This is a genomic window from Pedococcus badiiscoriae (assembly GCF_013408925.1).
GTDB classification, from domain to species: domain Bacteria; phylum Actinomycetota; class Actinomycetes; order Actinomycetales; family Dermatophilaceae; genus Pedococcus; species Pedococcus badiiscoriae.
The window spans coordinates 2208794-2222247 of record NZ_JACCAB010000001.1 but is presented as its reverse complement, the minus strand read 5'-3'; the positions used below and the strand labels follow the sequence as shown (position 1 = coordinate 2222247).

Here is a 13454-nt window from a genome sequence, read left to right as displayed (position 1 = left end):
GTGATTTACCGAGTGTCGCGCCAGCCAGAGCGATGACCGGCGGCTTTGCGGGGGTTCGAGACGGTTTCCGGTCACCCGGACCACCAGCTCCGGCCGTCGAGGCGTTTTGCCAGCCTGCATGCTCGCACCCGAGACTGGACAGCATGACTGGACGCCAGACCCGCCCGGACGACGCACGAGCCATCCCCCAGCGGGACGCCGGCGGAGACCGTCGGGGTTACGACGGGACCGAAGCGGGCACCGCAGACGGGGTGTACACCGTCGACGTCCGCGGCCGTCGGCGAGCGCGGTCCGGACCGGGAGCGCCGGACGAGGCACGCGACGAAGGGCCTCGGCGGCGCCGTCTCCCCGTCGTGCGCATCGTGCTGGTGCTCGTGGCGGCGTGGCTGGCGTTCATGATCTTCACCCCCCTGCACGCCTGGAACGCCGTGGCCAAGGTCGACACCACACCCGCTGGGACCCGCCCGGCTGACACCAAGGGCTTCAACTACCTGCTCGTCGGCTCGGACAGCCGCGCCGGCCTCACCGCGGCCCAGCGCAGGGAGCTCAGGACCGGCAAGGCGGTCGGACGCCGAACCGACTCGATCATCCTGGTCCACGTCCCGCAGGACGGCGGCAAGCCCGCCCTCATCTCCATCCCCCGCGACAGCTACGTGCCGATCCCGGGACACGGCAGCAACAAGATCAATGCCGCCTTCGCGTTCGGCGGGCCCAACCTGCTGGTGCAGACCATCGAGCACGTCACCGACCTGCACATCGATGGGTACGTCGAGATCGGCTTCGCGGGCTTCGCCTCCGTGGTGGACAGCGTCGGCGGCGTCAACATCTGCGTGCCTTTCCACATGGACGACCACAAGGCCGGCATCAACCTGCAGAAGGGCTGCCAGGTCCTCGACGGCAAGAACGCCCTGGGCTTCGTCCGGGCCCGCTACTCGGACCCGCGCGGGGACATCGGGCGCGCGGAACGGCAGCGTCAGTTCCTCGCCGCCATCATGAAGCAGGCCCTGACGCCTGCCACCGTGCTCATCCCGACGCGCTACTGGGGCTTCACGCATGCCGCGGCCCAGGGCCTGATCGTCGGGCAGGACACCTCCCTGCGTGACGCCACCCGGGTGCTGCTGGCCATGCGGGCGGTCTCCAAGGGGCAGGGACTCAGCCTCGTCGTCCCGATCCAGAGCGTGAACTACCAGACGTCGGCAGGCGACTCGGTCAAGTGGGACACCCAGCGCGCCAAGGCGCTGTTCACCATGCTGCGCAACGACCAGCCCCTCGAGGCGCCCCCCGCCGGCACGAACGGCAAGCCCTCCGGAGGCTGAGCACCATCGCCCCTCGGCTGAGCCGACCAGGTATGCCGCGCGGGCGCCCCACCAGTCTTCTTGCTGTCAGCGGTCAGTTGTCCTTGCTGTCAGCGGTCTCGGCCGATGGGTCCGAGAACCTGCCGAAGGGTCCCGACCCGCGCCGGCTTCGTGGTGGCCTTCCGGCTTGCGGTCGCGGCCGCGACGGTCGGCGTGGGCGGCGGCACCGGCGCGCACTGCACGTCCGAGCGGTTGCCGGACACCCGCTTCGGCAGCGCACCCGTCGCCAGGTAAGCCGCGATCTTGTCGTCGGTGCAGGCCACTCCCGACAGCGAACCCGCGTGGGTGGTGCCGCCGACTCCTTCGATGAGCACTGACTTCGGGAAGATGCTGCGGACGTACAGGCTGCCGGCGTACGGGGTGGCGGCGTCGTTGGTCTCATCGACCAGCAGCATCGCCGGCGACCGCTGACCGTTGACCGTCACCGGCGTGCCCGGCTTGGCACCCCAACCGCGGCACGGGGCGTTGTACCAGGCGTTGTCCCAGGTCAGGAACGGCGCCCGCGAGTACACCCGGTTGTTGTCCCTCTCCCACGTCGACCACGCCTGGGGCCACCGGACGTCCGAGCACTGCACGGCCAGGTACACGGCGTACCCGTTGTCGGCCCCCGGACCCTGGCCACCGGTCGAGCTGACATACAGGTCACGGATGGCGGTGAAGTCACCGCCGTTGACTGCCGCAGCAATGGCCTGGGCTGTGGTGTCCCAGCCATACACGTAGTACGCGGCCGGGACGATGGCGTCAGTCCACTCGTCCGGCCCGACAAGGCCACCGGCCTGGGGGTGGGTCCGCAGCCGGTTCAGGACGCGGTAGTAGGTCCTGAGCAGCGCGGCGCCGCTGGTCCCCAGGTGGTAGCTGCTGTCGTGGGCCGCGACCCAGTTCAGGTAGATACCCAGGTTCTTGTCGAAGGCGTAGTCCTGGTCGAGGTTGGCCTGGTACCAGACGCGGCGCGGGTCGACGTTCGAGTCCAAGATGAACCGGCGAACCCGGTTCGGGTGCAGCGTGGCGTACACCTGGCCCAGGTAGGTGCCGTACGAGAACCCGTAGTAGTTGATCTTCGACTGCCCCAGCGCGATCCGGATGCTTTCCATGTCGGCGACCGAGTCGGTCGTCTTGAGATGCTCCAGCAGCGCCCCTCCGGCCGCCTTGCACGCCCTGGTGTAGTTCCGGGTCTTGACCAACCACGCGTGCTCAACCCGCTCGTTGACCGGAACGAACGAGGGCCGGTTGAAGCCGAAGTAGTTTCCGTCGCAGGTCAGGGACGGGACGCTGGACCCGACACCGCGCGGGTCGAAGCCGATCCAGTCATAGGACATGCCCCCGTCGTTCGGGATGAACGACTGGAAGATGGAGTACACGAGACCGGAGCCACCCGGGCCGCCTGGGTTGACCAGCACCACTCCCTGGTACTGCGAGCTGGGGGTCGTGTGCGTCACCCGTGACACCGCGAGCTGGATCTTGGTGCCGGCCGGGTGCGCGTAGTCCAAGGGGACGGTCAGCATGCCGCACTGGGCGCCGAACTGCTGCAGCGTCGAGCTGCTGCACGGGCCCCACGCGATGGGCGGCGGGACGTATGCCGCGACGTGGGTGCGGGCAGCGGGCGACGGTGCGCTGCTCTGTGCCTGCGCGGGCGCGCTGGCGAGCATCAGCCCTGCGACGATGCCGGCTGCGCCGACGATACCGAGCTTCCTGTTCATGGTTCTCTCCCCGATTGGGGCCCGTCTCCCCCGGGCCGGGTGCTCTGGGTCAGAGTCGCACCGCATGCACGGCATGTACACCCCCAGATGACCCGGGTTCTCCTGCCGCGCTTCGGCGCTCGCGGTTGTGGGACATGCCGATGAGCGGACTTCTGATGGCTATGGCCATGCCATGCTGCATCGCATGCCATCGCAAGCTCACGCGGCATCTCCCAGACTCACCTTGGTGGTCAGCGCGCTTCCGGGTTGGCTCGTCGTTGCCGGTGGTGGGCTGACCACGTGGCTCGACGACAAGGCAAGCTGGAGTGCTGTTCCCTTCGGAGTTGGGGCGGCTGCTGCCGTCGCGATCCTCAGGCTGGGCGATCGCGTGGTTGACGAAGACCCGAGACCTGATGAGAAGGGTCACGTTCCGTGGTTGTCAGAGGTCGCATCGGCGACCCGTCTGTCCCGCGCCTATCTCAGTAGGTGGGCTGAGACTGCTGGACTGCCCCAGGGGCCGATGGTCACCGCCGTGTGGGCTCCGTGGTGGCTGATGCTCGGGTTCTGGGTCTTCCTGGTGCTCAACGCGATCTTCCAGTTCACCACCGGCGGGTGATCGAAAAGCTCGCTCATGCCGCGTTGAGTGCTTGGCTACCGGCGGAACAAGCGCCGCCAGAAGCCAGGGGACTCGTCACCCCTCCCGGGGGTGGCGGCGGGTTGCGACGCGTCGCTTGCCGCTATCGCGTCGACGCCGATCACGATCCCTTGGCGAGAGTTGGCGGCTCTATGCCACCTATGGAAACGTCCGATCATGCGGCGATCCGCGCGGTCTGCCGATGAATGAATCGGGGATGCACAGGGCCCAAATACGGAGAGCTCCCCGTGGTCCGGCCAGCGGTGCCTTACTCGCGTGGCCAAGGGGGAGAGTGGGTTGCGCCATGGGTGATGGTTCGCGCTGGGGACGATGGCCGTACAGGGTCGCTGGAGCTGTCCTACTCTTCGCGAGCTCCGGCGCCCAGTTTCTCGTGGGCCTCAGTCCGGGCGCCCGCGCCGGCGTTGCCCTGCCTCTGGCGCTTGCTGGAGCCCTGCTCATCAGCGGCACGTGGATCCACCGGGTACGAGAAAGCCAGCACGAGGAGCTTCGTCGCAACCCCACTCGCGCGGCCGTTTCGTTGGACCAACGACTCGCGACCATGGAGCGCCCGCGCCTTCGCTGGGCCATGTTCGCGGCCCTGGCAGTGGTCTTCAGCCTCGGGACCGCCTGGGCGACCTCCTTGGCCGCCCACAGGCACGAGAGCGCCTACGCCGGGTTGGCGACCTACCTGTTCATCCCAGTCCCGCGCTTCGGGCGGCTGACATGGCGCACACGAGCGCTGCTGCGCCGCCGCCCCTGACTCCCGACGCACGTGCGCCCCACTCAGCCCCCGGAAAAGCACACGATCGCGCCGCCATGAGATCGGCGTTCAGACAAGGGGGACGTCCACAGCGGCGAGGCCTGAGGGCAGCCCGTTGACGGCCTATGACTGCCTTCGGCGTGCGGCCCGGCTCGCGCATCCCGGGTCGCGTGTGACTACTTCAGGATCTGGCGGGCCATCACGATGCGCTGGATCTGGTTGGTGCCCTCGTAGATCTGGGTGATCTTGGCGTCGCGCATCATGCGCTCGACGGGGAAGTCGCGCACGTAGCCCGCGCCACCGAGCAGCTGGACCGCGTCGGTGGTCACCTGCATCGCGACGTCCGAGGCGTAGCACTTGGCGGCCGCGCCGAAGAAGGGCAGGTCCTTGTCACCGCGCTCGGACTTGGCGGCCGCGACGTAGACCATCTGGCGGGCCGCCTCGACGGCCATCGCCATGTCGGCGAGCATGAACTGGATGCCCTGGAACTCGGCGATGTGCTTGCCGAACTGCTTGCGCTCCTTGACGTAGGAGACCGCGAAGTCCAGCGCCCCCTGCGCGATCCCGACTGCCTGCGCCCCGATGGTGACCCGGGTGTGGTCGAGGGTCGCGAGCGCGATCTTGAGGCCCTCGCCCTCGGCACCCACGATGCGGTCGCCGGGGATGCGGACGTTGTCGAAGTGGAGCTCGCGGGTCGGGGAGCCCTTGATGCCGAGCTTGCGCTCCTTCTCCCCGAAGGTGAAGCCCTCGTCGGACTTCTCCAGCACGAACGCGGTCACGTTGTTGCCGCGCTTGCCGTCCGGGTCGGTCACCGCGAGCACGGTGTAGTACTCGGAGACCCCGGCGTTGGTGATCCAGGACTTCTGCCCGTTGACGACCCAGTCGTCACCGTCGCGCCGCGCGCGCGTCTTCATGGCGGCGGTGTCGGAGCCGGCCTCCCGCTCGGAGAGGCCGTAGGAGAACGTCGTCCTCCCCTCCGCCAGCGGCGTGAGGTAGCGCTTCTTCACGTCGTCGTTCGCGGCCAGGATCAGCGGCATGCTGCCCAGCTTGTTGACGGCCGGGATGAGCGAGGCGGAGGCGTCGACGCGGGCGACCTCCTCGATGACGATGCACGTCGCGAGCGCGTCGGCGCCGACCCCACCGAACTCCTCGGCGATGTGCGGGGCGAAGAAGTCCGAGGCCACCAGGGCGTCGTGCGCCTCCTGCGGGTACCGCGCGTCCTCGTCCACGGCCGCGGCGTACGGCGCGATCTTGTCCTCGGCGACGGCGCGCACCGCCTCCCGGAGGGCCTCGTGGTCCTCGGAGATCCTGAACAGGTCGAAGTCGCGGTTACCGGTGCTCACAGTCCCTCAGGTTACCCGCTGGTATGCCGTCGCGTGCCGGCGACGGGTGTGGCGCCGGACACTGCGGGGGCCCGCGCAGACGGCCCGTTCAGCGACGGCGCGACAGGTGCCAGAGGTGCCCGTGCTCCTCGCGGTCGAGCAGCTCGGGCATCACGTCGCGCTCGAACATCGCCATCCCGGTCGTGTCGTACGCCGCCTCGGGGAAGTTGAGGATCGCGTACGTCATGCCGAGGTCCTGCAACGCGGTGAGCTTCTCGACGATCTGCTCCGGTGTCCCGACCGTCGCCTGGCTGCGGTACTCAGCGAGCAGCTGGTCGACCCGCGCCTGCGGTGAGCCGACGGACAGCAGTCGCTCCCGCACCACCCTGAAGCGCTCCTCGACCTCCCGCTCGTCACTGCCGATGAACACGTTGAGGTTGACGCTGCGGACGATCTCGCCGAAGTCGCGCCCGAGGTCGTCACAATGCCCCTTGAGGACCGCACTCTTGTACGCGAAACCCTCCGGGCTGGGGTCGAAGTTGGTGTAGTCGGCGTACTGCGCCGCGATCCGCAGCGTCTTCTTCTCGCCGCCGCCGGCGATCCACATCGGGATGCCGTTGTGCTTGGAGCCGGGAGCCGAAGTGCCCTGCAGGGGCTGGGGGTAGCAGCGGGCGCCGTCGACCTGGAAGTGCGTGCCGTCCAGCGTCGCCGTGCCGGTCGTCCACATCTGGCGGAAGATCTGGACCCCCTCGTCCAGGGCCCGCAGGCGCTCGCCGGCACGCGGGAACCCGTAGCCGTAGGCGCGCCACTCGTGCTCGTACCAGCCAGCCCCGATGCCCATCTCGAGCCGACCCTCGGAGATGATGTCGACCGTGGCGGCGACCTTGGCGAGGTAGGCGGGGTTCCGGTAGGCCATGCAGGTGCACATCTGCCCCAGGCGCACGCGTCCGGTGACAGCGGCGAAGGCGGCCATCAGCGTCCACGCCTCGTGAGTCGCCTCCTCGCTGGGGATCGGCACTGTGTGGAAGTGGTCGAACACCCAGATCGAGGACCAGTCCTCGTTGGCGTCGGCCCGTCGCGCCAGCCCGGCCATCACGCCCCAGTGCTGGCTGGGGTCGATCCCGACAAGATCCATGCGCCAGCCCTGTGGCACGAACAGTCCGAACTTCATGGTGGCGACGTTACTGCCTTCCCCCGCGGCCCACTGCCCAAGGCCCCACGTCTCGGCTCTCCCCATCGGCTCCTCACCGTGTGATGCTGAGATCATGAGTTTTCGTCACCAGAACGACCCCGACCTCATCCGCGAGCTCCTGATCGACCCCGGCATCTGGGTGGTCGTCGGCCTCTCGGACAACCAGGAGCGTGAGGCGTTCGGGGTCTCGCGGTGGCTCAAGGTCGAGCTCGGCAAGGGTCTGATCCCGGTCCACCCCAAGGCCGAGGTCGTGCACGGCGAACAGGGCTACGCCTCGTTGTCCGACATCCCCGACGGCACGGACATCAAGGTCGTCGACTGCTTCGTCAACTCCGAGCACGTCGGGGCCGTCGTGGACGAGGCGATCGCCAACAAGGACCGGTTGAAGATCGACGCGATCTGGATGCAGCTCGGTGTCGTGGACGAGGCCGCCGCCGACCGCGCTCGCGCCGCCGGGCTGGACGTCGTGATGGACACCTGCCCGCGGATCGAGTGGCGCGGCGTCCGCTCGGCTGGAATGGCGCGTTAGGCCCCGCCGGGGTTGCGCCCGGCGCTGCCGGTCAGGAGCCGCCGCGCCGTGCCCGCAGAGCCGCTCCCTTGGCGTGGGCCTGGTCGCGCAGGTCGGCCTGGAAGGCGCTCATCCGCTCACGCAGCCGCGCGGCATACTCCCCCTCACCGGCGGCGAGGATGCGCGCCGCCAGCAGCCCGGCGTTGCGGGCCCCGCCGATGGAGACCGTCGCGACGGGGACACCGGCAGGCATCTGGACGATCGAGAGCAGGGAGTCCATGCCGTCGAGGTACTTCAGGGGCACGGGCACGCCGATGACCGGCAACGGCGTGACCGCCGCCAGCATGCCGGGCAGGTGAGCCGCCCCGCCCGCACCCGCGATGAGCACCCGGAGTCCACGCCCAGCTGCGTTCTGCCCGTAGGCGATCATCTCCTCGGGCATGCGATGGGCCGAGACCACGTCGGCCTCGTAGGCGACGCCGAACTCCTCCAGCGCCTGGGCCGCCAGCTCCATCACGGGCCAGTCGCTGTCGCTGCCCATGACGAGTCCGACCAACGGGCTCGACGGGGTCGCGGGGCCGGTGGCGGATGCGCTCATTCGGTGATCACTCCTGCGAGGTAGTCGGCCGCGTGGGCGGCGCGCTCGCGCAGCTGCGCGAGGTCGGTGCCGGAGACGTTGACGTGACCGATCTTGCGGCCGGGGCGGACGCCCTTGCCGTAGAGGTGCACCTTCAGCCCGGGGTCCCTGGCCATGACGTGGCGATAGGCCGGGTAGAGCTCGGGGTAGTCGCCCCCGAGCACGTTGGCCATCACCGTGTGCGGCTCCCTCGGTGTGGGTGCGCCGAGCGGCAGGTCCAGCACCGCGCGCAGGTGCTGCTCGAACTGGCCGGTCACCGCGCCGTCCATGGACCAGTGCCCGCTGTTGTGCGGGCGCATGGCCAGCTCGTTGACGACGTATCCCGGGGCGCCGGTCCCCGGGTCCCTCACCTCGAACATCTCGACGGCGAAGACACCGGTCACACCCAGGTTCTCGGCGATGCGCAGCCCCGCCTCGGTGGCCAGCGCGGCCAGGGCCGGGTCCAGGTCTGGCGCGGGGGCCAGCACCTCGGTGCAGATGCTGTCGGTCTGCACGGTCTCGACGACCGGCCACGCGGCGGCCTGGTTGGAGGGGCTGCGGGCGATGAGCACGGCCAGCTCGCGGACGAAGTCGACCCTCTCCTCGAGCAGGATCCCGTCGGCGAGCGGGCCGGACGTCCCCTGCTGCTCCTCGACCATCGCCAGCCAGTCCTCGACCTCCGCGGCTGAACCGATCACCCGCACGCCCTTGCCGTCATACCCACCGCGGGGCGTCTTGGCAACGACCGGCCACCCGACCCGGGCGGCGAAGGCATCGACCTCGGCGGCGGTCCCGACACGGGTCCAGTCCGGGCAGGCGACGCCGATCTCGGTGAGCCGCTCACGCATCGCCAGCTTGTCCTGGGCGAACCGCAGCGCCTGGGGCGTCGGGTGCAGCGGGATCCCCTCTGCGACCAGGGCTTCCAACACGTCGGCCGGGACGTGCTCATGGTCGAAGGTGACGACGTCGCACTCCCTGGCGAAGGCCAGCACCGCGTCGACGTCGGTGTGGTCCCCGACCGGCGCGGAGGGGATGACCTGCGCGGCGGCGGCGTCCGGCGACTCGGCGAGGACGCTGAGCGTGATCGCGAGCTCGGCCGCGGGGGCGGCGCACATCCGCGCCAGCTGACCCCCGCCGACGATCCCGACGACCGGGAATCCTCCGGGGGCGCGCTGCGGTGACGTCACGCGGCGAGGATAACGCCCACGGACGGATAGGCTCCTCGGGTGTCCGAGAACCACTCCATCGTCGCCCGCCTGCGCGGCACGGTCGACGTCCTGTACCGCGAGATGATCAAGTTCGGGATCGTCGGGGGTGTGGCCTTCGTCGTCGACATCGGGCTCTTCAACATCCTGCGTCGCACCGCGCTGTCCGGCTACGGCAACGGTCCGATCTCCCGGGCGGTCTTCGCGACGATCATCTCCGCGGCCGTCGCGACCTGCATCGCCTGGATCGGCAACCGGATGTGGACCTTCCGGCACCGTCACAACCGGCCGGTCCACCACGAGGCGCTCCTGTTCGCCCTGACCAACGGCGTGGCGCTGCTCATCCAGGCGGGCTGCGTCGGCTTCTCCCACCACGTGCTGGGCCAGGAGAGCCTGGTGGCGGAGAACGTCGCCAAGCTCGTCGGCATCGCCCTCGGGACGCTGTTCCGGTTCTGGGCCTATCGTCAGTTCGTCTTCAGGCAGGAGCCGCTCGCGGACACCTCGCCGCTGGCGGAGACACCGCAGGTCTGATCCGCGGCCCTTCAGCGGTCAGGCGTCGGACTCGCTGAGGAACAACGCGAAGATCGCCGGCTGGGCCTGGATGAGCTCGAGCCTGCCGCCGTTGGACTCGGCCAGGTCGCGCGCCAGCGCGAGCCCCAGACCGGTGCCGGTCGTGGTGACCGAGCGTTCGAAGATGTGCGGCGCGATCGAGGACGGGACCCCCTCACCCTGGTCGCTCACCTCGACGACGACGGAGGGGCCGCTGCGTCGCGCGTGGACGTCGACGGTGCCCCGGCCGTGGGCGAGGGAGTTCTCGAGCAGCGTGGACAGCACCTGGGAGAGGTCGACCGGCTTGGCCTGGACAACCAGTCCGCGCTCGCCGTGGACGCGCACGCTGCGACGTGCCTGCTCGAACGCCGGCTGCCACTCCCGCTGCAGGGCCGCGATGACGGAGTCGAGCGAAACGGTGGCCTTGGACTCGTCGCCGCCGCGGCGGGTGCGCGCCATCAGGTCGTCGACGACCTTGGTCAGGCGCTCGACCTGGTCCATGGCGATGCTGGCCTCCTCCTGGGCCACCTCGAGGTCGTCGGTGGCGGCGATCTCCTCCAGGCGCATCAGCAGGGCGGTGAGGGGGGTGCGCAGCTGGTGGGAGGCGTCCGCAGCGAAATCTCGTTCCGAGGCGAGTGACTTGGTCAGTCGCTGGGCGCTGCGCGACAGCACCTCCGACACCTGGTCCAGCTCGGCGATGCCCGAGTTGATCGGCTGGATCCTGGACTCGCCCGCGCCGAGCCGTTCGGCGCGCTCCGCGAGCAGGGTGATGGGGCGTGACATCCGGTGCGCCTGGCGGATCGCCACCAGGACGCCCACCCCCAGGGCCACCGCTCCCAGCGCGACGACGATGAGCACCAGCCGGACCGACGTCGCGGTCGGGGTGCCGTTCTCGAGCCACTTGGCGACGGTGCCCTTGCCGTGGACCGTCGCGTGCCAGATGGCGAACGCCACCGGGGTCATGGTGATCAGGATCGCCAGGGTCACCGCGAGGACCGTCGAGCGGATCAGCTGCTGGCGCATCGTCAGGCGGTCAGATCTCGTCGCCGCGCTCGAACCGGAACCCGACCCCCCGGACGGTGGCGATGTACCGGGGTTGCGCGGCATCGTCGCCGAGCTTTCGACGCAGCACCGAGATGTGCATGTCGAGGGTCTTCGTCGAGCCGAACCACGCGGTCTCCCAGATCTCGCGCATCAGCTGCTCGCGGGAGACGACCTTGCCCTGCTCGCGCACCAGCACCCGCAGGAGGTCGAACTCCTTGGCGGTCAGCTGGAGCTCCTGCTCCTTGAACCAGGCCCTGCGACCCTCGGGGTCGATGCGGACGAGCTCGTGCGCCGAGGGTGCGTCGGTGGGGTTGCGCCGCAGCAGCGCGCGCACCCGGGCCAGCAGCTCGGCCAGCCGGAACGGCTTGGTGACGTAGTCGTCGGCGCCGGCGTCCAGGCCCACGACCGTGTCGACCTCGTCGGCGCGGGCCGTGAGGATCAGCACCGGGACGGTGCGGCCCTCGGCCCGGATCCGACGGCACACCTCGAGCCCGTCGACATAGGGCAGACCGAGGTCGAGGACCACCAGGTCCGGGTTCTCCGAGGATGCCTCCAGCGCGGCCCGTCCGTCGGCCCGGACGTCCACGTCATACCCCTCGCGGCGCAGGGCGCGAGCTAGCGGCTCGGAGATGGCAGGGTCATCCTCAGCGAGGAGCACACGGGTCATGAGGGTGATGCTATGTAGTAGGGACCCATCTCAGCGACCAGGCCACACGGGACGGCGTTTCTCGTTGAAAGCCGCGACCCCCTCGGCGCGGTCTCCGGAGAAGGCGGTGGCCGCCCACATCTCGTCCTCGATACGCAGCCCTGCGTCGAGGTCCGTGTCCAGGCCGCGCCGCATGGCCGCCTTGGCGCTGCGCACCCCGACCGGTGAGTGCGACGCGACCATGGTCGCCAGCTCGAGGGCGCGCTCGCGCGCCGTCCCGGCCGCCACCACCTCGTCCACGGCCCCCAGCCGGCAGGCGTCGTGGGCGGCATACCGCTGGGCCGTGAAGATCATCTGCGCGGCCCGGGACCAGCCCACCCGGCGGGGCAGCAGCTGGGTGCCGCCTCCCCCGGGGATCACCCCGACACTCACCTCGGGCAGACCCACCACCGCGTCCTCACCGCACACGACCACATCGCAGGACAGGGCCAGCTCGAAGCCACCCCCGAGCGCGTAGCCGTCCACGGCGGCGATCGCCGGCACGGGGAGGTCCAGCACCCCCCGGTATGCCGCCTGGGCCAGCGGGCGCTGGGCGCGCAGCTCGTCGTCGGTGAAGGAGTTGCGCTCCTTGAGGTCGGCGCCCACGCAGAAGGCCCTGGGGTGGGTCGAGGACAGCACCACCGCCCGGACCGTCGGGTCCTGGCTCAGCTCGGCGGTCGCCGCGGCGATCGCCTGGGCCATGGCGGTGGAGACGGCGTTCATCGCCTCCGGCCGGTCGAGGACGAGCTCGGCCACGTGGCCGCCGTCGCCGTGGTGGTCGATCCGGACCAGCTCTGTCATGAGGAAGCCTTTCGGGAGGAGATGGCGGAAGCGGTCGCCTGGCGACCGCCGGCCGCGCGACGCAGCTCGCTCGGGGTGACCGGTCCGATGCCGCGCAGGGTGCGACGACGCAGTGCAGTCGTCTCGAAGCCGGACAGTGCGGCGAGCGCGGACGCGAGGGCGTCATCCACGAGCACGCCCCCACCCGGCGCCACGCTGGTCAGCCGGCTGGCGCGGTTGACCGTGGTGCCGAAGACGTCACCGAGCCGGGACAGGACCGGCCCGACGGCCATGCCCACCCGCACGTCGGGCAGGAGCTCGTCCTCGGCCATCGTCTCCACGAGGTCCAGCGCGACGGCCGCGGCCGGCGCGGCGTCGATGGTGACGAACAGGATCTCGTCGCCCACGGTCTTGATGACGCGTCCCCCGTGGGCCGTCACGATGTCCGTCGCCAGGGCCTCGAACCGCTGCACCATCACGGCCAGCTGGCGTTCGGTCATCCGCCGCACCAGCGAGGTGAAGTTGACCAGGTCGGCGAACCCGACGACGCGGCGCACCCCCTGGGCCGACTGCTGCGGGTCCGCATCGGCCAGCATGCGGGAGATGGCCGCGGTGAGGTGGCGTCGCCAGGCGTAGATGAGCAGCGGCTCGAGCTCGTCGGCCATGTCGGTGAGCTTGCGCGCGGCGGCTTCGGCGGCGGCCAGGTTCGGCACCGCCCGGGCATCGGCCTCGTCCAGCGCCGCCTCGAGCGCGGGGTCGGCCAGGGCCTCGGCCATCAGCTGGGTCTGCCACACGGCGAGGCGGTCCGTGGTCCGGGCGAATGCCCGCGTCATCGCCAGGGCCGTGGTCTCGTCGAGCTCCTGCTCGCGGACCAGCCGGGCGACGGCCACCAGGGCGAACTGGTCGGCCTCGGTGAACATGGCGTCCTCGTCCTCGACGTTCGGGAAGCCGAGGGCGTGCCAGAACTTCCTGGCCGACAGCAGCGACACCTCCGCGCCGCGGGAGACGTCCCGGCGCGCCATCGTGGCCGGCTTGCCGAGCAGTCGCGCCTCGAGGTCGTCAGGGCGCAACGCCGCGAAGTCCTCCGGTCGCACCACCCGGTGCCGGCCAACCTCGCTCACGCGGCCA

The 13454-nt window shown here is 70.2% G+C and carries 14 protein-coding genes; 5 read left to right on the top strand and 9 right to left on the bottom strand.

The window, feature by feature from the left end:
• Positions 1–143 precede the first annotated feature (143 nt).
• Complete coding sequence (locus tag BJ986_RS10615; RefSeq protein WP_179421952.1) at positions 144–1316, top strand: LCP family protein; 1173 nt, start codon at positions 144–146, stop codon at positions 1314–1316.
• 89 nt (positions 1317–1405) lie between these two features.
• Here BJ986_RS10615 and BJ986_RS10610 read toward each other — a convergent pair whose 3' ends face one another.
• The gene (locus BJ986_RS10610; RefSeq protein ID WP_179421951.1) at positions 1406–3052 is read right to left on the bottom strand and encodes an alpha/beta fold hydrolase; all 1647 of its coding nucleotides are present in this window, start codon (positions 3050–3052) and stop codon (positions 1406–1408) included.
• A 226-nt stretch (positions 3053–3278) separates the two neighbouring features.
• Here BJ986_RS10610 and BJ986_RS10605 point away from each other — a divergent pair, with 226 nt between their 5' ends.
• A complete protein-coding gene (locus tag BJ986_RS10605) occupies positions 3279–3647 on the top strand; it encodes a hypothetical protein (RefSeq protein WP_179421950.1) in 369 nt (122 codons plus the stop codon).
• 577 nt (positions 3648–4224) lie between these two features.
• Positions 4225–4425 carry a hypothetical protein gene (locus BJ986_RS10600; RefSeq protein ID WP_179421949.1) on the top strand — a complete coding sequence of 67 codons (201 nt, stop codon included), beginning with the start codon at positions 4225–4227 and terminating at the stop codon, positions 4423–4425.
• 176 nt (positions 4426–4601) lie between these two features.
• Here BJ986_RS10600 and BJ986_RS10595 read toward each other — a convergent pair whose 3' ends face one another.
• Both BJ986_RS10595 and BJ986_RS10590 read right to left on the bottom strand, forming a co-directional pair.
• On the bottom strand, positions 4602–5768 hold the full coding sequence (locus BJ986_RS10595) for an acyl-CoA dehydrogenase family protein (protein ID WP_179421948.1): 1167 nt from the start codon (positions 5766–5768) through the stop codon (positions 4602–4604).
• 88 nt (positions 5769–5856) lie between these two features.
• Positions 5857–6918: an LLM class F420-dependent oxidoreductase gene (locus tag BJ986_RS10590; protein WP_179421947.1), complete on the bottom strand. Its 1062-nt coding sequence runs from the start codon at positions 6916–6918 to the stop codon at positions 5857–5859.
• A 94-nt stretch (positions 6919–7012) separates the two neighbouring features.
• On the opposite strand from BJ986_RS10590, the gene BJ986_RS10585 reads away from it, so the two are divergent.
• Entirely contained in the window at positions 7013–7468 is a 456-nt protein-coding gene (locus BJ986_RS10585) for a CoA-binding protein (protein WP_179421946.1), read from the top strand.
• A gap of 31 nt (positions 7469–7499) precedes the next feature.
• Here BJ986_RS10585 and purE read toward each other — a convergent pair whose 3' ends face one another.
• Together purE and BJ986_RS10575 are read right to left on the bottom strand one after the other, a co-directional pair.
• Positions 7500–8045: a 5-(carboxyamino)imidazole ribonucleotide mutase gene (gene purE, locus BJ986_RS10580; RefSeq protein WP_179421945.1), complete on the bottom strand. Its 546-nt coding sequence runs from the start codon at positions 8043–8045 to the stop codon at positions 7500–7502.
• Positions 8042–9250, bottom strand: coding sequence for a 5-(carboxyamino)imidazole ribonucleotide synthase (locus tag BJ986_RS10575; protein ID WP_179421944.1), 1209 nt, complete (start codon positions 9248–9250; stop codon positions 8042–8044). The genes purE and BJ986_RS10575 overlap by 4 nt, the downstream gene beginning before the upstream one ends.
• Before the next feature lie 39 nt (positions 9251–9289).
• Between BJ986_RS10575 and BJ986_RS10570 the strand changes: the two genes are divergently transcribed.
• On the top strand, positions 9290–9799 hold the full coding sequence (locus BJ986_RS10570) for a GtrA family protein (protein ID WP_337795142.1): 510 nt from the start codon (positions 9290–9292) through the stop codon (positions 9797–9799).
• Between the two features lie 18 nt (positions 9800–9817).
• Here the strand turns inward: BJ986_RS10570 and BJ986_RS10565 are convergent, their stop codons facing one another.
• Genes BJ986_RS10565 through BJ986_RS10550 form a run of 4 tightly spaced genes read right to left on the bottom strand, consistent with a single transcriptional unit; the run spans position 9818 to position 13447 of the window.
• Complete coding sequence (locus tag BJ986_RS10565; protein WP_179421943.1) at positions 9818–10840, bottom strand: sensor histidine kinase; 1023 nt, start codon at positions 10838–10840, stop codon at positions 9818–9820.
• Between the two features lie 10 nt (positions 10841–10850).
• Entirely contained in the window at positions 10851–11528 is a 678-nt protein-coding gene (locus tag BJ986_RS10560; protein ID WP_179421942.1) for a response regulator transcription factor, read from the bottom strand.
• Positions 11529–11558: 30 nt separating this feature from the next.
• Positions 11559–12347 carry an enoyl-CoA hydratase/isomerase family protein gene (locus tag BJ986_RS10555; protein WP_179421941.1) on the bottom strand — a complete coding sequence of 263 codons (789 nt, stop codon included), beginning with the start codon at positions 12345–12347 and terminating at the stop codon, positions 11559–11561.
• Positions 12344–13447 (bottom strand): adenylate/guanylate cyclase domain-containing protein, encoded by a 1104-nt coding sequence (locus tag BJ986_RS10550; RefSeq protein WP_337795141.1) that lies wholly within the window; start codon positions 13445–13447, stop codon positions 12344–12346. The genes BJ986_RS10555 and BJ986_RS10550 overlap by 4 nt, the downstream gene beginning before the upstream one ends.
• Positions 13448–13454 lie beyond the last annotated feature (7 nt).